20 protein-coding genes are annotated in these 20446 nt (G+C 62.9%); 6 read left to right on the plus strand and 14 right to left on the minus strand.

Annotation, left to right across the window (positions count from 1 at the left end; translation table 11 throughout):
• Positions 1 to 20: 20 nt before the first annotated feature.
• The 5 genes from BGRAMDRAFT_RS30495 to ychF form a co-directional block, all read right to left on the minus strand.
• The gene (locus BGRAMDRAFT_RS30495; RefSeq protein ID WP_006052768.1) at positions 21 to 1109 is read right to left on the minus strand and encodes a sn-glycerol-3-phosphate import ATP-binding protein UgpC; all 1089 of its coding nucleotides are present in this window, start codon (positions 1107 to 1109) and stop codon (positions 21 to 23) included.
• Positions 1110 to 1185: 76 nt separating this feature from the next.
• Positions 1186 to 2031: a sn-glycerol-3-phosphate ABC transporter permease UgpE gene (ugpE, locus tag BGRAMDRAFT_RS30500; protein ID WP_006052769.1), complete on the minus strand. Its 846-nt coding sequence runs from the start codon at positions 2029 to 2031 to the stop codon at positions 1186 to 1188.
• Positions 2028 to 2912, minus strand: coding sequence for a sn-glycerol-3-phosphate ABC transporter permease UgpA (gene ugpA, locus BGRAMDRAFT_RS30505; protein ID WP_006052770.1), 885 nt, complete (start codon positions 2910 to 2912; stop codon positions 2028 to 2030). The genes ugpE and ugpA overlap by 4 nt, the downstream gene beginning before the upstream one ends.
• A 75-nt stretch (positions 2913 to 2987) precedes the next feature.
• Positions 2988 to 4322 carry a sn-glycerol-3-phosphate ABC transporter substrate-binding protein UgpB gene (gene ugpB / locus BGRAMDRAFT_RS30510; RefSeq protein WP_006052771.1) on the minus strand — a complete coding sequence of 445 codons (1335 nt, stop codon included), beginning with the start codon at positions 4320 to 4322 and terminating at the stop codon, positions 2988 to 2990.
• A 224-nt stretch (positions 4323 to 4546) separates the two neighbouring features.
• Positions 4547 to 5641 (minus strand): redox-regulated ATPase YchF, encoded by a 1095-nt coding sequence (gene ychF, locus BGRAMDRAFT_RS30515; RefSeq protein ID WP_006052772.1) that lies wholly within the window; start codon positions 5639 to 5641, stop codon positions 4547 to 4549.
• Positions 5642 to 5910: 269 nt separating this feature from the next.
• Here ychF and BGRAMDRAFT_RS30520 point away from each other — a divergent pair, with 269 nt between their 5' ends.
• From BGRAMDRAFT_RS30520 to BGRAMDRAFT_RS30535, 4 genes are all read left to right on the plus strand, one after another.
• Positions 5911 to 7083 (plus strand): UbiH/UbiF family hydroxylase, encoded by a 1173-nt coding sequence (locus BGRAMDRAFT_RS30520; RefSeq protein WP_006052773.1) that lies wholly within the window; start codon positions 5911 to 5913, stop codon positions 7081 to 7083.
• Positions 7084 to 7258: 175 nt separating this feature from the next.
• Positions 7259 to 7984: a DsbC family protein gene (locus tag BGRAMDRAFT_RS30525; RefSeq protein WP_006052774.1), complete on the plus strand. Its 726-nt coding sequence runs from the start codon at positions 7259 to 7261 to the stop codon at positions 7982 to 7984.
• Positions 7985 to 8078: 94 nt separating this feature from the next.
• The gene (locus BGRAMDRAFT_RS30530; RefSeq protein ID WP_006052775.1) at positions 8079 to 9869 is read left to right on the plus strand and encodes a M61 family metallopeptidase; all 1791 of its coding nucleotides are present in this window, start codon (positions 8079 to 8081) and stop codon (positions 9867 to 9869) included.
• A gap of 153 nt (positions 9870 to 10022) precedes the next feature.
• A complete protein-coding gene (locus tag BGRAMDRAFT_RS30535; RefSeq protein ID WP_006052776.1) occupies positions 10023 to 10619 on the plus strand; it encodes an FMN-dependent NADH-azoreductase in 597 nt (198 codons plus the stop codon).
• Positions 10620 to 10799: 180 nt separating this feature from the next.
• Here BGRAMDRAFT_RS30535 and BGRAMDRAFT_RS30540 read toward each other — a convergent pair whose 3' ends face one another.
• The 8 genes from BGRAMDRAFT_RS30540 to rpe form a co-directional block, all read right to left on the minus strand.
• Complete coding sequence (locus BGRAMDRAFT_RS30540) at positions 10800 to 11654, minus strand: uracil-DNA glycosylase (RefSeq protein WP_006052777.1); 855 nt, start codon at positions 11652 to 11654, stop codon at positions 10800 to 10802.
• A 100-nt stretch (positions 11655 to 11754) separates the two neighbouring features.
• Positions 11755 to 12381 (minus strand): CYTH domain-containing protein, encoded by a 627-nt coding sequence (locus tag BGRAMDRAFT_RS30545; protein ID WP_006052778.1) that lies wholly within the window; start codon positions 12379 to 12381, stop codon positions 11755 to 11757.
• Between the two features lie 51 nt (positions 12382 to 12432).
• Positions 12433 to 13230 carry an indole-3-glycerol phosphate synthase TrpC gene (gene trpC, locus BGRAMDRAFT_RS30550; RefSeq protein WP_006052779.1) on the minus strand — a complete coding sequence of 266 codons (798 nt, stop codon included), beginning with the start codon at positions 13228 to 13230 and terminating at the stop codon, positions 12433 to 12435.
• Positions 13231 to 13273: 43 nt separating this feature from the next.
• Positions 13274 to 14305, minus strand: coding sequence for an anthranilate phosphoribosyltransferase (gene trpD, locus BGRAMDRAFT_RS30555; protein ID WP_044022011.1), 1032 nt, complete (start codon positions 14303 to 14305; stop codon positions 13274 to 13276).
• Positions 14306 to 14322: 17 nt separating this feature from the next.
• Positions 14323 to 14916 (minus strand): aminodeoxychorismate/anthranilate synthase component II, encoded by a 594-nt coding sequence (locus BGRAMDRAFT_RS30560; protein WP_006052781.1) that lies wholly within the window; start codon positions 14914 to 14916, stop codon positions 14323 to 14325.
• Between the two features lie 13 nt (positions 14917 to 14929).
• Positions 14930 to 16423: an anthranilate synthase component I gene (trpE, locus tag BGRAMDRAFT_RS30565; RefSeq protein ID WP_006052782.1), complete on the minus strand. Its 1494-nt coding sequence runs from the start codon at positions 16421 to 16423 to the stop codon at positions 14930 to 14932.
• Positions 16424 to 16789: 366 nt separating this feature from the next.
• Positions 16790 to 17506, minus strand: a complete 717-nt coding sequence (locus tag BGRAMDRAFT_RS30570; protein ID WP_006052783.1) for a phosphoglycolate phosphatase — start codon at positions 17504 to 17506, stop codon at positions 16790 to 16792.
• A gap of 11 nt (positions 17507 to 17517) precedes the next feature.
• Positions 17518 to 18201, minus strand: a complete 684-nt coding sequence (gene rpe / locus BGRAMDRAFT_RS30575) for a ribulose-phosphate 3-epimerase (RefSeq protein WP_029971312.1) — start codon at positions 18199 to 18201, stop codon at positions 17518 to 17520.
• A 352-nt stretch (positions 18202 to 18553) separates the two neighbouring features.
• Here rpe and apaG point away from each other — a divergent pair, with 352 nt between their 5' ends.
• Positions 18554 to 18928 carry a Co2+/Mg2+ efflux protein ApaG gene (gene apaG, locus BGRAMDRAFT_RS30580; protein ID WP_006052785.1) on the plus strand — a complete coding sequence of 125 codons (375 nt, stop codon included), beginning with the start codon at positions 18554 to 18556 and terminating at the stop codon, positions 18926 to 18928.
• Positions 18929 to 19032: 104 nt separating this feature from the next.
• On the opposite strand, the gene BGRAMDRAFT_RS35725 is transcribed toward apaG, so the two are convergent.
• Entirely contained in the window at positions 19033 to 19278 is a 246-nt protein-coding gene (locus BGRAMDRAFT_RS35725) for a hypothetical protein (protein WP_165919889.1), read from the minus strand.
• Between BGRAMDRAFT_RS35725 and mltA the strand changes: the two genes are divergently transcribed.
• The gene (gene mltA, locus BGRAMDRAFT_RS30590) at positions 19223 to 20347 is read left to right on the plus strand and encodes a murein transglycosylase A (RefSeq protein WP_006052787.1); all 1125 of its coding nucleotides are present in this window, start codon (positions 19223 to 19225) and stop codon (positions 20345 to 20347) included. The two genes, BGRAMDRAFT_RS35725 and mltA, sit on opposite strands and share 56 nt — an antisense overlap.
• Positions 20348 to 20446: the final 99 nt, after the last annotated feature.

Genomic DNA, 20446 nt, shown 5'->3' on the forward strand with positions numbered 1-20446 from the left:
ATTGTTATGAGGCGCTCAACTTAGTTCACCCGCCGGCCACTCGTCGAATCGAAGAAATGCAGATGACGCGCGGGCAACGCGACCTGCAATGCCTCGCCAGCCGCGGGCCGATGCGCGTGCGGCAAACGCACGGTCACGTCATGCTTGCCCCATCGTCCGTGCGCGAGATTGTCGGCACCGAGCAACTCGCATGAATCGACGGTGAGCGTTGCGTGCGGCGCATCCGCTTGCCCCGGACTCATGTGCTCCGGACGAATACCTAGCGTGTATTCGCGCCCCTTGGCGACTTCGCCGCCAATCGACGCCACGCCCGCGAGCGGCAGTTGCGGCCCGTTGCCGGCGATGTCGAACGAGGAACCGTCGTCCGACACGCGGCCTTGCAGCAGATTCATTCCCGGCGAGCCGATGAAGCCCGCGACGAACACCGTCGCCGGCCGTTCATAGACCTCGGTCGGTGCGCCGATCTGCTCGGCGTGGCCCTTGTTCATCACGATCACGCGTTGCGCGAGCGTCATCGCTTCGATCTGATCGTGCGTGACGTACAGGCTCGTCGTAGAGAGCCGCGCATGCAGACGCTGAATCTCGAGTCGCATTTGCACGCGCAGACGCGCGTCGAGATTCGACAACGGTTCGTCGAAGAGAAACACGGCCGGTTCGCGCACGATCGCGCGGCCCATTGCCACGCGCTGACGCTGCCCGCCCGACAGTTCGCGCGGCTTGCGCTGCAACAGCGCTTCCAGTTCGAGAATCTGCGCGGCGGCGTTCACGCGCTGCGCGATCTGCGCCCGGTCGACGCCCGCGATCTTCAGCGCATAGCCCATGTTTTCAGCCACGCTCATATGCGGGTAGAGCGCGTAGTTCTGAAACACCATCGCGATGTTGCGGTCCTTCGGCTCCAGTTCGTTCACCACTTTGCCGGCGATCGAAATGCTGCCCTCGGAGATGCGCTCGAGTCCTGCGACCATCCGCAGCAACGTCGATTTGCCGCAACCGGACGGGCCGACCATCACGACGAATTCGCCGTCGTTCACATCGACGTCGATGCCGTGCAACACGAACTGTTTGCCGTCGTAGGTTTTTTTAACGCCTTGCAGTGTCAATGCAGCCATGCGGTTTTAGCCCTTCGTTTGCGTGTCTTTTGTCATTGGTGCGTGCTTGCCGCAAGCGCGGTTTGCGCCGCGCGGATCATTTCTCGGCATCCACGAGACCGCGCACGAACCAGCGCTGCATGGTCAGCACGACGGCGAGCGGCGGCAGCATCGCGAGCAGCGTGGCCGTCATCACGAGATGCCATTCGGTGGCCGTGTCGCCCGAAGCAATCATGCTCTTGATACCGACGACGGCGGTTGTCAGCGACTGCTGGCTCGTGATCAGAATCGGCCACAAATACTGGTTCCAGCCGTAAATAAACGTGATGACGAAGAGCGCCGCCATGTTCGTTTTCGACAGCGGCAACACGACGTCCCAGAAGAAACGCATCGGACCCGCACCGTCGATGCGCGCCGCTTCCATCAACTCGTCGGGCAGCGTCATGAAGAACTGGCGAAACAGGAACGTGGCCGTTGCGGACGCAATCAGCGGCAACGTCAAACCGCTATACGTATTGCTCAGATTCATCGACGACACGACTTGCACGGTCGGGAAGATACGCACTTCGACCGGCAGCATCAGCGTGATGAAGATCAGCCAGAACGAGAGGTTGCGAAACGGAAAGCGGAAGAACACGATCGCATACGCGGAGATCATCGACACGGCGATCTTGCCGATCGAAATGGCGAGCGCCATCACGAGGCTGTTGAACAGCATGCGCCCGAACGGCGCTGCCGCGTTGCCGCTGCCGTGCGCCCACACGATCGCGATGTTGTCGAACAGATGCGAGCTCGGCACCAGCGACAGCGGCACGGTGAAGATCTGCTGTTCGTTCATGGTCGCCGCGCAGAACGCGACGTACACCGGAAACACGACCAGCACGACGCCGAGTATCAGCACCGCGTGGCAGAAGAGGTCGAAACCGCGGCGGTTCTCGATCATGAGTATTGAACCCTGCGTTCGATGAAGCGGAATTGCACGACCGTCAACGCGACGACGATCACCATCAGCACGACGGATTGCGCGCCCGAGCTGCCGATGTCGAGTCCCTGGAAACCTTCGGCGAAAATTTTGTAGATCAGCGTGCGCGTCGATTGAGCGGGGCCGCCGCCCGTCGCTGCGTCGATCACCGGAAAGGTGTCGAAGAACGCGTAGGTGATGTTGATGACCAGCAGGAAGAAGCTCGTCGGCGACAGCAGCGGCAGGGCGATGCCGAAGAAGCGCCGCACGGGACCGGCGCCGTCGATGGCGGCGGCTTCGATCAGCGATCGCGGAATCGCCTGCAAGCCCGCGTAGAAGAACAGGAAGTTATAGCTGACCTGCTTCCACACCGACGCAAGCACGACAAGAAACATCGCTTGTCCCGCGTTCAAAGCGTGATTCCACACAATGCCTTGCTTCGCGAGCGCGAATGTCACGAGGCCGATGCTCGGGTTGAACAGAAACGACCACAGCACGGCGGCGATGGCCGGCGCGACCGCATACGGCCAGATGAGCAGCGTCTGATACGCCTTTGCGCCGCGCGTCACGCGGTCCGCGCAGACCGCGAGCAGCAGCGAAATAACGAGGCCCGATACGGTGACGAGCGCGCAGAAAATAATCGTCGTGTTGAACGACGACAGATACAGCGGATCGGCGAAGAGCTGCTTGAAATTCGCGAGCCCGACGAATTCGCTCGACGTGCCGAACGCGTCCTGACTTTGCGTGGATTGCCACAGCGCTTCGCCGGCGGGCCACAGAAAGAAGAGCGCCGTGATCGCGAGTTGCGGCGCGACGAGCAGATAGGGCAGCAGGCTGGTGCCGAAGCGGGAGCGCTTTTCCATCGAGGAATCTCAAGAGTTTTGCTGCAAGCGGGTTCCGGCGCGAGTGCGCCGGAACCGACGATGCCGACGCGGGAATTAACTGCCCGCTTTCTCGAAACGCCGCAGCAGTTCGTCGCCGCGCGAGACCGCCGAGTCGAGCGCCTGTTGCGGCGTCTTCTTTTCACCCCACACCTGCTCGAGCTCTTCGTCGATGATCGTGCGGATCTGCGGCATATTGCCAAGGCGCAAGCCCTTCGTGTACGGCAGCGGCGGCTTGTTGAGCATCTGCTTGATCGCCGTATCGCTGCCGGGGTTCTTCTCGTAGAAGCCCTGTTGCTGCGTCAACTGATACGCGGCGGTCGTGACCGGCAAATAGCCGGTGTCCTGATGCCACTTCGCGGCGACTTCGGGCGAGCTCAGATACGACAGGAATTTCGCCACGCCTTTGTAGACGGCCGGGTCCTTGCCCGCCAGCACCCACAAGCTCGCTCCGCCGATAATCGCGTTCTGCGGCGCGCCCTTCACGTTCGCGTCGTAAGGCATCATGCCGGTGCCGAAGTTGAACTTCGCGTACTTCTTGATCGTGGCAAGCGAGCCCGACGAGTTCGTGATGATGCCGCAGTCGCCGCTATAGAACTTCGAGATCGGTTCGTCCTTGCGGCCAACGTACGTGAACGTGCCGTCTTTCTGCATGCTCTGCAGGAACCGGATGTGCGCGACCTGCAGCGGCTTGTTGAATTCGAGTTGCGCATCGGCGCCGTCAAAACCGTTGTTCTTTGATGCGAACGGCGCGCCGTGCCACGCGCTGTAGTTCTCCAACTGAATCCAGCTTTGCCAGCCCGACGAATAGCCGCACGCCATGCCCGACGCTTTCAGCTTCTGCGCGTCGGCCTGGAGCTCGGCCCAGGTTTTCGGCGGCTGGTTCGGATCGAGACCGGCTTTCTTGAACGCGTCCTTGTTGTAATAGAGGACGGGCGTCGAGCTATTGAAGGGCATCGAAATCAGATGGCCCGTTTTCGCGTCGCTGTAATAGCTTGCGATGGTCGGCACAAACGCCTTTTCGTCGAGCGGCACGCCGGCTTGCTTGAACACGTCCGAGACGGGCACGACGGCTTTCTTAGCCTGCATCATCGTCGCGGTGCCGACTTCGTACACTTGCAGGATGGACGGCGCGTTGCCGCTGCGATAAGCGGCGATGCCGGCCGCGAGCGTCTGGTCGTAAGTGCCCTTGAACACCGGCACGATCTTGTAGTCCGACTGCGACGCGTTGAACGCGTTGGCGATGTCGTTCAGACGTTCGCCCAACGCGGCTTCCATGGCGTGCCAGAACTGGATTTCAGTGGCGGCCTGGGCCGTCTGGCTCATGCCGACGGTGCCCACACTCAGTACAGCGGCGACGGAAAGCGAACGGAACAGCGGCTTGAAACTCATCGATTTGTCTCCTCATCGGAAGGTGCGCGAATGCGAATCGCGCGATTCTATTTGTGTTCGATGACAGTCCGGCGTCGGCCGGCGGATGCCGCAATTTAACATCGGCTGTGAGGAAACTGGAATAGCTGGGTTCTCTAATGCAAAAAGCCCGCGCGAGGCGGGCTTTTCAAAACGCCGGCGTGAGCCGCCAGGCGGTGCTGCGAATATTGCGGCTTTAAAGGCCTTTACACGTTGAACAGGAAGTTCATCACATCCCCGTCGTGCACCACATATTCCTTGCCTTCCGCGCGCATCTTGCCGGCTTCTTTCGCGCCTTGCTCGCCCTTATAGGTGATGTAGTCGTTAAACGAAATGGTCTGCGCGCGAATAAAGCCGCGCTCGAAGTCGGTGTGAATCGCGCCCGCGGCTTGCGGCGCGGTATCGCCGACATGAATGGTCCACGCGCGCACTTCCTTCACGCCTGCGGTGAAGTAGGTTTGCAGGCCGAGTAGCTTGAAGCCCGCGCGAATCACGCGGTTCAGGCCCGGCTCTTCCATGCCCATGTCGGCGAGGAACACTTCCATGTCGGCTTCGTCGAGGTCGGCGATTTCCGCTTCGATTGCTGCGCACACCGCGACGACCGGCGCATTTTCCGACGCCGCGAACTTCGCGACCGCGTCCAGATGCGGATTATTCTGGAAGCCGTCTTCCTTGACGTTCGCCACATACATGGTCGGTTTCGCGGTGATCAGGCAGAACGGCTTAAGCGTCGCCTTCTCTTCGTCCGACAGATCGAGCGCGCGCACGGGCTTGGCCTGATCCAGTTGAGCGCGCACCTTTTCCAGCACGGCGGCGTTCTTGATGGCTTCCTTGTCGTTGCCCGACTTGGCTGCCTTCGAATAACGCGCGAGCGCTTTTTCAACCGTTGCCAGGTCGGCCAGCGCGAGTTCGGTGTTGATGACCTCGATGTCCGACAGCGGATCGATCTTGTTCGCGACGTGAATCACGTTCTCGTCTTCGAAGCAGCGCACGACGTGCGTGATCGCGTCCGTTTCGCGGATGTTGGCGAGGAACTGGTTGCCGAGACCTTCGCCCTTGCTTGCGCCCGCCACCAGACCGGCGATGTCGACGAATTCCACGACCGCCGGCAGGATGCGCTCGGGCTTGACGATTTCCGCGAGCGCTTTCAGGCGCGCGTCCGGCACTTCCACAATGCCGACGTTCGGCTCGATCGTGCAGAACGGATAGTTTTCGGCGGCGATGCCCGCCTTGGTCAGCGCATTGAACAGAGTGGACTTGCCGACGTTAGGCAAGCCGACGATGCCGCATTTGAGGCTCATGGAAATCCTTCAGTGATTCAGTAAATTGCGTGATGCGCTCGACGCCGTATTGCAGGATTCGTGAGCCTTCGGCTTAGGCCGGCAAGAAAAACGCAGCGGAGCGGGACACGACACCAGAGCGGGCGTTGGCTCGACGGTTCTGGGCGGTTTTGTCACGGAAAGCGTAATTGTAACCCGTCTTGTAACCCGTCCCACCGGCTCCTTGACGTGGCTTCAGGAAGCTGCGCGCCCGGTCCGTCCCCCACAACCCCCACGGCTATAATGCGCGGATGAACGCACACCATCAGACTTTCGATGCCGCGGTGATCGGCGGCGGGCTGGTCGGCAAGACCGCCGCGCTCGCGCTCACGCAAGGCGGACTGCGCGTCGCGCTGCTCGCGCAAGCCTGCGCGCCGCTGGCCGCCGGCGCTTCGTTCGACTCGCGGGTGTACGCGTTGTCGTCCAGTTCGCAGGCGCTGCTCGAGCGTTTGCGCGTGTGGCAGGCGCTGGATCTGTCGCGGCTTGGCCCCGTCTACGACATGCGGGTCTATGGCGACGCTCACGCGGAGCTGCATTTCTCCGCGTTTCAGGCGTCGGTGCCGCAACTGGCGTGGATCGTGGAGTCGTCGGTGATCGAGCGCGCGCTCGACGCGGCGTTGCGCTTTCAGCCGAATCTCACGTGGATCGACAGCCGCGCCCAGGCGCTCGATTTCACCGCCGAAAGCGCGAGCGTCGATCTCGCGAACGGCAACGTGCTGGTGGCGGATCTCGTCGTCGGCGCGGACGGCGCGCATTCGTGGGTGCGCGCGCAAATCGGCTCGAAGATGAACCGGCGCGACTATCGGCAGACGGGCGTCGTCGCCAATTTCAAGGCGGAAAAGCCGCACGGCGAAACCGCGTTCCAATGGTTTAAAGACGGCGAAATCATCGCGCTGCTGCCTATGCCGGACGGCCACGTGTCGCTCGTCTGGTCGGCGCGCACCGAGCACGCCGAGCAACTGATCGCGCTCGATCCTGCGCAACTCGCGGCCGAAGTGGAGCGCGTGACGGGCGGGCAGCTCGGCGGACTCGATTGCGTGACGCCGGCGCAGGGTTTTCCGCTCGCGCTGCAGACCGTGGACCGCCTCGTCGCGCCGCGCGTGGCGCTTGTCGGCGACGCCGCGCATCTGATCCATCCGCTCGCAGGCCAGGGCATGAACCTCGGTCTGCGCGACGTCGCGGCGCTGGCCGATACGGTCGCAGGCAAGGAGTCGTTCCGCGATCTCGGCGACATGGTGCTGCTGCGGCGCTACGAACGCGCGCGCCGCGAAGACATTCGCGCGCTGATGATCGCCACCGACGGCCTGCAAAAACTCTTCTCGGTGCCCGGACCGTTGGCGAAGATCGTGCGCAATAGCGGTATGGCTTTCGTCGGCGCGCAGCCGTTCATCAAGCGCTGGCTGGTGTCGGCCGCGCTTGGCTGAAGCGGCCGCCGAACTCCCTTCAAAATGCGCGCGAAAACGCTCGTTGAAATACCGCGCGGCATTTGCGGCCGATGACACGGGTATCATGAACGCACAGAGGCGGTTCGCGTCAAACCGGCAACCTCGCAAAACGCCAACGCGTGCCCAATGCGCACGATTGAACCAGGAATTCAGCATGAAAAAAACCTTCCGCATGGCGGCTGCCGTGCTCGCGATCGCCGCTGTCACGATCGGCTGCTCCGCGCAGGCCGACCAGACCACCGACAAACTCAAGGCCACGCTGCAAACGCGTCTTGCCGACGTGACGATCAAGAGCGTGACGAAGTCGCCGATCGCCGGCCTTTACGAAGTGAACCTCGGCAGCCAGATCGTCTATAGCGACGCCAACGGCGACTATGTGCTGCTTGGCGACATGGTCGATACGAAGACGCGCAAGAATCTGACGGACGCGCGTCTGTCGGAGACCAATCGCATCGACTTCGCGAGCCTGCCGTTTGCGAACGCGGTCAAAGTGGTGAAGGGCAACGGCGCGCGCAAGATCGCCGTGTTCTCCGATCCGAACTGCCCGTACTGCAAGCAGCTCGAAACCACGCTGAAGTCGATCGACAACGTGACCGTCTACACCTTCCTGTATCCGGTTTTGTCGCCGGATTCGACCGCCAAGTCGAAGTCGATCTGGTGTTCGGCGGACCGCGCGAAAGCATGGGAATCGTGGATGCAGAACCATCAGGCGCCCACCGCCGCCGGCACCTGCGACACCGCCGCGATCGACAAGAATCTCGCGCTCGGCCACGCGATGAACGTGGAAGGCACGCCGACCGTGTTCCTCGCCGACGGCCGCCGCCTGCCCGGCGCCGTGCCGGCCGACCGGCTCGACAAGGAAATGGCCGCGGTGCACTGAGCACGCGGCTCACACCCGACAAAGGAGGCGCGAGAGGCGCCTCCTTTCGCATCAAGCTCCCAAACAATCACACAGAAAAATCCACTCGCCGCCGATGAAGCCGATCCGCTACACCATCGTTCCCAAGCAGCCCGCCGCCCATCTGTTCGAAGTCACCGTGACCGTCGCCGAACCCGATCCGGCCGGCCAGCGTTTCATGCTGCCCGTGTGGATTCCGGGCAGCTACATGGTGCGCGAGTTCGCGCGCAACATCGTCACGCTGCGCGCTTTCAACGACGCGGGCCGCAAGGTGCGCGTCGAGAAAACCGACAAGCACACGTGGCAGGCCGCGCCGGTGAAGGGCGCGCTGACGCTGCGCTACGAGGTCTATGCGTGGGATCTGTCGGTGCGCGCCGCGCATCTGGACGACACGACGGGTTTTTTCAACGGCACGAGCGTGTTCCTGGCCCCGCTCGGTCACGAGGACGCGCAGTGCGTCGTCGACATTCAGAAGCCGCAGGGCGCGGCGTATCGCGGCTGGCGCGTCGCGACCGCGCTGCCGGAAGCGCGTGGCACCAAGCGCTACGGCTTCGGCGAATATCGCGCGCAGAACTACGATGAACTGATCGACCATCCCGTGACGCTCGGCGAATTCGAGCTTGCGACATTCAACGCCCACGGCGTGCCGCACGACGTCGTGATCGCCGGGCGCGTGATCGCGCTCGACATGGCGCGGCTTTGCGCGGACCTGAAGCGCATCTGCGAAGCGCAGATCGCGCTGTTCGAGCCGAAGTCGAAAAAAGCGCCGGTGGATCGCTATGTGTTCATGACGCAAGCCGTCACCGACGGTTATGGCGGGCTCGAACATCGCGCGTCGACGGCGCTCATCTGCAATCGCGGCGATCTGCCGGTGCAGGGCCGCGATGCGCTCACCGAAGGCTATCGGACTTACCTCGGCCTGTGCAGCCACGAATATTTCCACACGTGGAACGTGAAGCGCATCAAGCCGGCGGTGTTCGCGCCCTATGACCTATCCGTCGAAAACTACACGTCGCTGCTGTGGCTGTTCGAAGGCTTCACCTCTTACTACGACGACCTGATTCTCGTGCGCAGCGGCCTGATTTCCGCCGACGATTACTTCGGCATGCTCGGCAAGGTGATCGGCGGCGTGCAGCGCGGCAGCGGGCGCACGAAGCAGACCGTCGCCGAAAGCTCGTTCGACGCGTGGGTCAAATACTATCGGCAGGACGAGAACGCGCCGAACGCGATCGTCAGCTATTACACAAAGGGCTCGCTCGTCGCGCTTTCCTTCGACCTGGCGATTCGCGCGCAAACCGGTCATCGCAAGTCGCTCGATGATGTGATGCGTCTGCTGTGGCAGCGCTTTGGCCGCGACTTCTATCGCGGCAAGCCGGTTGGCGTGGAGGAGGGCGAAGTCGAGGCGCTCATCGCCGAGGCGACCGGTGTGCAACTCGGTGAGCTGTTCGCGCAAGCCGTGCACGGCACGCGCGATCTGCCGCTGGAGACGTTGCTCGAACCGTTCGGTGTGACGATCGCGCCGGAGCCTGACAAGAACGGCAAGCCGTCGCTCGGCGCGCGTGTGCGCGGCGGCGCCGATTGCACGCTGGCCGCGGTCCACGAAGGCAGCGCAGCGCAGAAAGCCGGGCTCTCGGCCGGCGACGTGCTGATCGCGCTCGACGGCCTGCGCGTGACGGGCACGAATCTGGACGCGCTGCTCGCGCGCTATCAGCCGGGCGCGAAGGTCGAAGTGCACGCGTTTCGCCGCGACGAGCTGCGCACCGCGCAACTCAAGCTGGACGGGCCGGAAGTGTCGCGCTACAAGCTCGCCGCCACCGACAAGCGGCCCGCTGCCCGCAAGGCGCGCGAACGCTGGCTCGCAAGCTGATTGTAATTGTCGCCCGGTTTAATTGACGTGCTCAGCGGCGGATTGTTCTACCAGTGCAACAATCCGTCGCCGCGGGATGGCTTTTTCCGCAGTCGGTAAAAAAACACAATGACTCCACTCGCGCAAAACTGCGCGCCCACTACTGGAGTCACCATGACCACGATCCTGCAAATCAACTCGGCAGCCCGCTCGCAAGGCGCGAATTCCACGTTGCTCGTCAACGAACTGACCGAAAAGCTGCAACAGTCGAATCCGGGCGCGCAAGTCGTCGTCCGCAACCTGCAAGCCGAACCGCTGCCGCACCTGGACGACGCTGTCCTCGGCGCGTTCTTCACGCCGGCCGACCAGCGGACCGCCGAGCAAGCCGCCATCGCCGCCCGCAGCGAAGCGCTGATCGCTGAACTGCAAGCCGCCGACATCGTCGTGATCGGTGCGCCGATGTACAACTTCGGCATCTCGTCGCAACTGAAGACGTACTTCGACTTCATCGCGCGCGCCGGCATCACGTTCAGCTATACCGCAAACGGTCCGCAAGGTCTGGTGACGGGCAAGAAGGTCTACGTCGTGTCGGCTCGCGGCGGCAAGTATGTCGGCACGCCGAACGACAGCCAGACCCCGTATCTGAAGAGCTTCCTCGGCTTCCTCGGCATGACCGACGTGAACTTCATCTACGCCGAAGGCCTGAACATGGGCCCGGACGCAGCGAGCGCCGCGCTGGCCGCCGCGCGCGAAGCGATCGCTGTTGCTTGAGGTTGAGATGTCGGCTTCGGGCCGACTGTTCGGGGCTGGTGACGCCGCTTGACTGCGGCGCCTGGTTTCTCGATGCAATTGGGAACGCCACGGGGTGTGAGCCACGTGGCGTTTTTGTTTTGGGCGGCGTGGGAGCGCGGGAGCGACGGTGATGCCGAAGCCCGAAGCCCGAAGCCGCGCCTACGCCAGCATCTGCGCCTGATCGGGCAAACGCCAGTCGATCGGTGTGCGGCCGTGCTGCACGAGATACTCGTTGGCCTTCGCGAAATGCCCGCAGCCGAGAAAACCGCGATGCGCCGACAACGGCGAAGGATGCGGCGCCTCCAGCACGTAATGCGATTTGCCGCCGAACAGCGCGCGCTTCGCTTGCGCGTGCGCGCCCCACAGCATGAACACGAGATGCTCGTGGCGCATGGCCAGTTCGTGAATCAGCGTATCGGTGCATTTTTCCCAGCCGCGCTTCGCGTGGCTCGCCGCCGAATTACGCTCCACCGTCAGCACGGTGTTCAGCAGCAGCACGCCTTGCTTCGCCCAGGTGTCGAGGCAACCGTGGCGCGGCGGCTCGTGGCCGAGGCTCGTCGCGATTTCCTTGAAGATGTTGCGCAGCGACGGCGGCGTGCGCACATTCGGCGCCACTGAAAACGCGAGCCCATGCGCTTGCGGCGTGCCGCGATCTTCGCCGTGATACGGGTCCTGGCCGAGGATGACGACCTTCACATCATCGGGACTCGTGAGACGCAACGCGCGGAAGACGTCGGTGGGATAGACGGTTTTACCGGCGGCGCGCTCACCGTCGACGAAACGGCAAAGCGGCGCGTAGGCATCGCTTTCGATGAAGGGCTTCAGGTGCGCGCGCCAGGCAGCCGGCAATGCGGCGAACTGCGCTTCGAGCGTGAGCGTGCCGTGGGCGTGTTGCTGCGATGACGACGGCGATGGCGTTTCGGTTGCGCCGGATGTGTCGCTCGCGGGCGCGGCAGCGTCGCCGAATAGCGAGGCCTGCGATGGCGTCGAGCGGGTACGGGATGAGGAAGTCATGGCGCAGAAGTGTCGCAGCAAATGCGGTGTGACTCAAGTTGAGGCGGATGCCAGCGTTGGCTACGTCAAGGCCCGCTTGGCCGGCGACGTATTCAACCCCTCACCCCGCCCGCAACTGATACCCGCGCTGCGCCTTGCTCACATTTTCCGGCGCAAGCCCCGCAACCTGCTTGCCGAGCTCGACAGAAAGCGCATGCAGCGCGGCTTCGTCGCCGGATTTCAGTTCGAGCTCGATCTCCGAAATCGGCGCGCGGCGCAGTTCGCTGTTCACTTCGGCGAGCACGTTGCCTTGATCGATCGCGGCTTCCACTTGCGAACCGTCGACGCTCACATTCCACAGCGTGCGCGTGAAATCCGTGCGAAACAGTTCGATCAACCGCGGCGCCGCTTCGCGCAGCGCTTCGGCAGCGGCCGGCTCGTCGCACTCAAGCAGCAGCGCATCGATTTCAAGCGCTTCGCCCGCGACCGGCATTTCCCATTCGTGACGGCTATGCAAACCATTGCTCGCGTTGCCCACCGTCTTGAAGGTTTGCAGCCAGCCGTCGGGCGTGTGACGCAAACGCAGCGCGCTCTTCGACGCTGCGAGCGCAAGTTGCGGCGTGTCGAAATAAATATTCGACAGCTTGATCGCGCGGCCTTCGTCGCCGGTGCGCGCGACGAACCACGCCGACGCCGCCTCGACTTGCGCCACCGGCAGCAGCAACTTGATTTCGCGTTCCATGCCCATGATCTGCTCCGCTATGTTCCGCCAGATGCCGTTAAACGCGACGCGTCGTCGTCACGCCGCGCCTGGAAAGAACATGCGCGCAAGCTCCACGCCCGGTTCGGCGGCGCGCATGAACGCCTCGCCGACGAGGAACGTGTTCACGTCCACCGCACGTAGCCGTTCGACATCGGCACGCGACAAAATGCCCGATTCCGTCACGACGATGCGGTCGTCGGGAATCGCGTCGAGCATGCCGATTGTCGTTTCGATCGACGTCTCGAACGTGCGCAAGTTGCGATTGTTGATGCCGATCAGCGGCGTTTTCAGCGTGAGCGCCTGCGTCAACTCTTTGTCGTCGTGTACTTCGACCAACACTGCAAGACCGAGCGATTGCGCCAGCGCTTCGAGATCCTGCATCTCCGAAGTGTCGAGCGCGGCGGCGATCAGCAGGATCGCGTCGGCGCCCATCGCGCGTGCCTCGACGATCTGATACGGATCGACGATGAAATCCTTGCGCAGCACCGGCAACTGACAGGCGGCGCGCGCCTGCTCGAGGTACGCGACGCTGCCCTGGAAGAACTGCACGTCGGTCAGCACGGACAGGCAAGCCGCGCCATGCTTTTCATACGAACGCGCGATTTGCGCCGGCACGAAGTCTTCGCGCAACACGCCTTTCGACGGGCTCGCTTTCTTCACTTCCGCGATCACCGCGGCGAGACCCGCCGCATGCTTCGCACGCAATGCGCCGACGAAATCGCGAAGATCGCGCGACGACGCTTCGAGGCGCAATTCTTCCAGCGGCGCGCTTTGTTCGGCCGCGCGGACTTCTTCGCGTTTGACCGCGATGATGCGGTCGAGGATGTCGCTCATAAGTGTCTCGTTACGTTGGTTGCTGCGTGATCAGTGCTTGAATTCAGTGCTTGAATTGCTGCGTGAAGCGAATCAGTTCGTCGACTTTCGCGCGCGCCTTGCCGCTTGCAATGGCTTCGCGCGCAAGCTGAATACCGTCCGCAATCGACGACGCCACATTCGCCGAATAGAGCGCCGTGCCCGCGTTCAGCGTGACGATCTCGCGCGCGACGCCCGGCTTGTTGTCGAGCGCCTCGAGCAGCATCGCTTTCGACTCAGCGGCATCCGCCACTTTCAGCGTGCGGTTCGACACCATCTGCATGCCGAAGTCTTCCGGATGAATCTCGTACTCGTGCACTTCGCCGTCGCGCAACTCGCCGACTTGCGTTGCTGCGCCGAGCGAGACTTCGTCCATGCCGTCCATACCGTACACCACGAGCACATGCTTTGCGCCGAGGCGCTGCATCACGCGAACCTGAATGCCGACGAGGTCCGCATGAAATACGCCCATCAGTTGATTCGGCGCGCTGGCCGGGTTCGTCAACGGACCGAGAATGTTGAAGATGGTCCGCACGCCGAGTTCGCGGCGCACCGGCGCGATGTTCTTCATCGCCGGGTGATGATTCGGCGCGAACATGAAGCCCATGCCGGTTTCGGCAATCGACGCCGCCACTTGTTCCGGCTGCAAGTCGATATTCACGCCGAGCGCTTCGAGCACGTCTGCGCTGCCCGACTTGCTCGACACGCCGCGATTGCCGTGCTTCGCGACTTTCGCGCCCGCCGCCGCCGACACGAACATGGTCGCCGTGGAAATGTTGAAGGTGTGCGAACCGTCGCCGCCGGTGCCGACGATATCGACGAAGTTCGAGTTGTCCTGCACCTCGACGTGCCGGGCAAATTCACGCATCACCGTCGCGGCTGCGGTGATTTCGCCGATGGTCTCTTTTTTGACGCGCAAGCCGGTGATGATCGCGGCCGACATCACGGGCGACAGCTCGCCGCGCATGATGAGCCGCATCAAATGCAGCATTTCGTCGTGGAAAATCTCGCGGTGCTCGATGGTTCGTTGCAGCGCTTCCTGCGGCGTGATGGTCATGATGTTGTCTCGCTTCATCAGGCGGTGCGTTGGGCCGTCTTCGCTTTCGACTGCTTCACGAAGTTTTCGAGCAATGCGTGACCGTGTTCCGACAGGATCGATTCCGGATGGAACTGCACGCCTTCGACGGCAAGCTCCTTGTGACGCACGCCCATGATCTCGCCGTCGTCGGTCCACGCGGACACTTCGAGGCAATCGGGCAGCGACTCGCGTTCGATCGCGAGCGAGTGATAGCGCGTCACGACGAAATGCTTCGGCAGGTCGGCGAATACGCCTTTGCAGTCGGTTTCGATCGTGCTGACCTTGCCGTGCATGATGGTTTGCGCGCGCACCACGCGTCCGCCGAATGCTTCGCCAATCGCCTGATGGCCGAGGCACACGCCGAGAATCGGCGTCTTGCCGGAGAACTCGCGCAGCACGTCGAGCGTGATGCCCGCGTGTTGCGGATTGCTCGGGCCGGGCGACAGGCAGATGCGCTCGGGGTTGAGCTTCGCGATTTCGTCGAGTGTGATTTCGTCGTTCCGATAGGTGCGGACGTCTTCGCCGAGTTCGCCGAAGTACTGCACCAGGTTGTAGGTGAACGAGTCGTAGTTGTCGATCATGAGCAGCATGGTGTGTCTCCGGTCAGAAGTCGCTATCGAGGCCGTCTTGAACCTGTTCGGCCGCGCGCAACACGGCGCGCGCCTTGTTCTCGGTCTCTTGCCATTCGGATTCGGGCACCGAATCCGCGACGACACCCGCTGCGGCCTGCACATACAGATTGCCGTTCGCGATCACGCCGGTGCGGATCGTGATGGCGAGATCCATTTCGCCGGTGAACGACAGGTAGCCCACGGCGCCGCCGTACAGGCCGCGCTTCACCGGTTCGAGTTCGTCGATCAGTTCCATCGCGCGAACTTTCGGCGCGCCCGACAGCGTGCCGGCCGGGAAGGTGGCGCGCAGCACGTCGAAATTGGTCGTGCCGGGCTTGAGCTTGCCTTCCACCGAACTCACGATGTGCTGCACATGCGAGTACTTTTCGATGACCATCTTGTCGGTCACGATCACCGAGCCGATCTGCGCGATGCGGCCCACGTCGTTGCGCGCGAGGTCGATCAGCATCACGTGCTCGGCAATTTCCTTCGGGTCGTTCAGCAGTTCGGTCGCGAGTTCGGCGTCGCGTTCGGGCGTGTTGCCGCGCGGACGCGTGCCGGCGAGCGGCCGAATCGTCACGATACGATCTTCGCCGCGCTTTTCCTGGCGCACCAGAATTTCCGGCGATGCACCGACCACATGAAACTCGCCGAAGTTGTAGTAGTACATGTACGGCGACGGATTCAGCGACCGCAGCGCGCGATACAGCGACAGCGGATTGTCGCGATACGGCTTCGTCAGACGCTGGCCGACCTGCACCTGCATCAGTTCGCCTGCGGCAATGTATTCCTTCGCCTTGCGTACGGCTGCGAGGTAGTCGTCTTTAGCGAACTCGCGATACGTCTCGGTGCGCACGCTCGCCGACGTGACCGGCGGCTCGACGGTCGAGCGCAAACGCTGGCGCAATTCGCGCAGACGCTGCTTTGCTTTCGTGTATGCCTCGGGTTGCGTCGGATCGGCGTAGATCACGAGGTACAGCTTGCCCGCGAGGTTGTCGATCACAGCGACTTCTTCTGTCAGAAGCAACTGAATGTCCGGCAGATTCAGATCGTCTTTTGGTGCGGTGTGCGCGAGCTTTTTCTCGATGTAACGCACCGCGTCGTAGCCGAAATAACCGGCGAGACCGCCCGCGAAACGCGGCAAACCCGGACGCTGCGCGACCTTGAAACGGCCCTGGAATTGCTGGATGAACTCGAGCGGATCGCCTTCGTGCGTTTCGACGACCTTGCCGTCGCGCACGACTTCCGACACGCCATTGCGAGTGCGCAACAACGTGCGCGCCGGCAGGCCGATGAACGAATAGCGCCCGAAGCGCTCGCCGCCCACTACGGATTCCAGCAGGAACGAGTTAGCGCCGTTGCGCTCGGTCTGCGCCAGTTTCAGATACAGCGAGAGCGGCGTTTCGAGATCGGCGAGCGCCTCGGCGATCAGCGGAATGCGGTTGAAGCCCTCGTTGGCGAGGGACTGGAATTCGAGTTCGGTCATGTTCCGATCCTGTTCGTAGGTCCGGCGGCAGCGTGCGTCGGACAAAGCGGGGCATGCGCAGCCGGTCAGGCGTTCATTCGACATTGACGATGATGAACCGACCGGCGCGATTTTCCCATCGACGCAAGCGCGGAGTTCCGGCGCGCAGTTGTACTTTGCAAGTACACGCGGGCCGAATCAGGCGATGCAGCGAAACGAGACGATGGAAAAACGCGTGAGCGCAGCGAAGTAAAAAACGGTTGCCGAAGACGAGCTTCAGCGTACCTCAGGCGAGGTTAGCGCGACCAGCGACGCCAGGGCCAGGCTCCCCGGTCGATGCTAATCAGACTCCGTTTTTTATTCAGAAACATGAGGATGAAGGACTTTTCAAGTCGTGGAATGGTGCGCTGCGATCGCCTTGGCGGCGTCCAGCAGCGAGGCAACTATACCATCGGATTTTATTGTTTGTATAGCTTGGCCGTGGTTGTAGCCGTAGGGCACCGTGAGCGTCGACATGCCCGCCGCGCGGCCCGCCAGCGCGTCGTTTTCCGAATCGCCGATGGCCACCGTGGCGCGCGGTTCGACGCCCAGTTGCGCGGCGGCCGTGAGCATGGGCAGCGGGTCCGGCTTCTTTTTTGGCAGACTGTCGCCGCCGAGCACGACGCTGAAATATTGCGCGAGCCTGTATTGTTCCAGCAGTTCGACCGCGAAGCGATGCGGCTTGTTGGTGACGCACGCGAGCTTGAGGCCCGCGTCGCGCAGGGCCGCGAGGCCGGCTTCGACGTCGGGATAAAGACGCGTGTGCAAGCCGTTGATTTTTGCGTACTCCGCCTGATAGATGGCGAGCGCTTCGTCGAAACGGTCTTGCGCGTGCTCCGCTTCGAAGCGCGGCGCGAGCACGCTGCGGATCAGATGCTCAGAGCCCTTGCCGACATAGCCGACCACTTCCTCGCGCGAGGTTTCCTCCGCGTCGAGTTGCGCGAGCATGCCGTTCAGGCCGGCGGTGAAGTCGTCGGCGGTGTCGATCATCGTGCCGTCGAGGTCGATGATCGCGGCTTGCAGGCGGGAGCCGGTGAAGGTCGGGGCGGGGAAGGTGGACGTCATCGGGCGCGGTTTCAGTGCTGAATGTTGGCGAGCGCGGCGCGCATCTTGTCGATCACGACCTTGTGGTCCGGCTGGCCGAAGATCGCCGAGCCCGCGACGAATGTATCGGCGCCGGCGGCGGCGATTTCCGCGATGTTGTCGACCTTCACGCCGCCGTCCACTTCGAGATGAATGTCGCGGCCGGTGCGCTCCTTGTACGCGTCGATCCGTTTGCGCGCCTCGCGCAGCTTGTTCAGCGCTTCGGGAATGAACGACTGGCCGCCGAAGCCCGGATTCACCGACATGATCAGCACGAGGTCGAGCTTGTCCATCACGTGATCGAGATAATTCAGCGAGGTGGCCGGGTTGAACACCAGGCCGGCCTTGCAGCCGTGATCGCGGATCAGCGACAGCGTGCGGTCGATGTGGTCCGAGCCTTCCGGGTGAAAGCTGATCAGATTCGCGCCCGCCTTCGCGAAGTCCGGCACGATGCGGTCGACCGGACGCACCATCAGATGCACGTCGATGGGCACGCCGACATGCGGACGAATGGCTTCGCACACGAGCGGACCGATGGTCAGGTTCGGCACGTAGTGGTTGTCCATGACGTCGAAATGGATCCAGTCGGCGCCGGCGGCGACGACATTGCGGACTTCTTCGCCGAGGCGGGCGAAGTCGGCGGAGAGAATGCTGGGAGCGATGCGGAATTGCGTCATGGCGGCGGGCGGATGCAAGCGGGAAAGCGCCATTTTACCGTTTTGTGCGCGTGGCAAGCGGCTGGGCGGCGGCGTGGCGTTGCGCCGGTGCTCCGGTGCTCCGGTGCGCGTCGTGGTCCCTGGAACAGGCAGTCGTCGCGCTTTTTCGGCGTCCAGTCGCGAAACGGGTGCGGCGCCTGCGCCTCTTCGCGCCCTAAGCGTGCTTGTCCAGAAGATATGTCCGGTTGCGGGCGCCTCGCGCATGACGCAGAATGCCAAACCATGGCGCTGCGTCGCCAATGGGCCGTGAAGCCGTTGGCGCTCGGGCCTTCCAGCGATCTTGTCGCCCCCGTTTCAGCAGATTGGAATCAGGATGAGCCAGTATGAATTCAGCGTGTCGGCGCAGGTGCAGTTCCTGCCCGAAGAATCGGACCCGGAGCGCCGCCAGTACGCGTTCGCTTATACGCTGACCATCCGCAACACCGGTCAGGTGCCCGCGCAATTGATCGCGCGGCATTGGGTGATCACAGACAGCGAAAAGACCGTGCAGGAAGTGAAGGGTCTCGGCGTGGTGGGACACCAGCCGCTGCTCAAACCCGGCGAGCAGTTCGAATATACGAGTTGGGCGGTTATCGCCACACCGGTCGGCACGATGCGGGGCGAGTACTTCTGCGTGGCCGAGGACGGCGAGCGTTTCGACGCGCCCGTGCCGGAGTTCATTCTGCGCATGCCGCGTACGTTGCATTGAACCGTGGGCGTCTGGCGCGGTCTTTAACGGTTCGATATAGCAGGTGCGATAAGCGGTTCGATAACGATCGATGCGCGCGGTGCAATGCGTGAATCGGCGCCGCGTCAGTGCGGTTTTTGTGGCGTCTTCGTTTCCCGGCTGTCGGCGCGCGCTGCTTTCTTTTTACCGGACGACGTCCACACGACGATGAACACGAGCAGGAACAGCGCGAGAAGCGATTCCAGCGCGAAGACAAGCATTGGGTATTCGTCGAATAGATCAGACATGGCGGTTTCCATCAAGAACGAACATTGTATGCGTTTTGTCGGCGCGGCCGGAGCCTGGCTCGGCGCGCTTTCGATGGCGGCCATACTCGCCGCCTGCGGTGGCGGCGGCTCGGTGCGGCCAGTCGCTTCGCCACCCACGGGGGCCGCGATCATCCCCGGCCAGATCGCCGCGACGCGGCTTACGGCGGTAGCGTGGCAGCAGGTTCCGGGCTGGCAGGACGATTCGCTGATCGGCGCGACGGCCGCGTTGCGGCAAAATTGTCTGAGGCTCGCGCGTCAGGCGAACTGGGCACGCGCCTGTGCGGCAGCGGCGCAGCTTGACGATCTCGACGTGACCGGCGCCCGGGCTTTTTTTGAAGCCTATTTCACGCCCTTCCAGCTCGCGAACAACGACGGCACGCTCGACGGTCTCGTCACCGGCTACTACGAGCCGTTATTGCGCGGCTCGCGCACGCGGCATGGTGTTTATCAGACGGCGCTGTATCGTTGGCCGTCGAGTTATCGCCCTGGCGTCGCGTTGCCGCCGCGCGCGCAACTCGAACGGACGGGCGTGCTGAACGGCAACGAGCTTGTCTGGGTCGACGACCCCATCGAAGCATTTTTCCTGCAAGTGCAAGGCTCCGGCCGGATCGTGATGGAAGACGGCAGCGTGATGCGCGTCGGCTTCGGCGGCACGAACAACCAGCCGTACAAATCCATTGGGCGGTGGCTGCTGGATCGCGGCGAGCTCACGCCTGCGCAAGCCACCATGCAAGGCATCAAGGCCTGGGCGCGCGCGAACCCGAATCGTGTGGATGCGCTGCTCGATACCAATCCGCGCTTCGTGTTTTTCCGCGAAATGCCGTCGGTGGAAAGCATGGCGAAGGGCACCGCCGATGGTCCGATCGGCGCGCTCGGCGTGCCGTTGACGCCGGAGCGCTCGATCGCCGTCGATCCCACCTCGATTCCGCTCGGCACGCCGGTGTTTTTGCAGACCACGAGGCCGCTGACGAATTCGCCGATGAACCGTCTGGTGTTTGCGCAGGACACCGGCTCGGCGATCAAGGGCGGTGTGCGCGCCGACTACTTCTGGGGTCTCGGCGATGACGCGGGCGATCTTGCTGGCAAGATGAAGCAGGGCGGTCGGATGTGGGTGCTGTTGCCGAATTCTTGAGGGTGGTCGCGGGCGCGTCTGGGGCTTCTGGCGGCCGTGAGTGTCGCTGCGGGGCATTGGGTGTGGCTTGTGGCCGGTTTACCGCAGACGCACGCACAA

It is taken from the genome of Paraburkholderia graminis C4D1M, assembly GCF_000172415.1.
Classification (GTDB): Bacteria; Pseudomonadota; Gammaproteobacteria; order Burkholderiales; family Burkholderiaceae; genus Paraburkholderia; species Paraburkholderia graminis.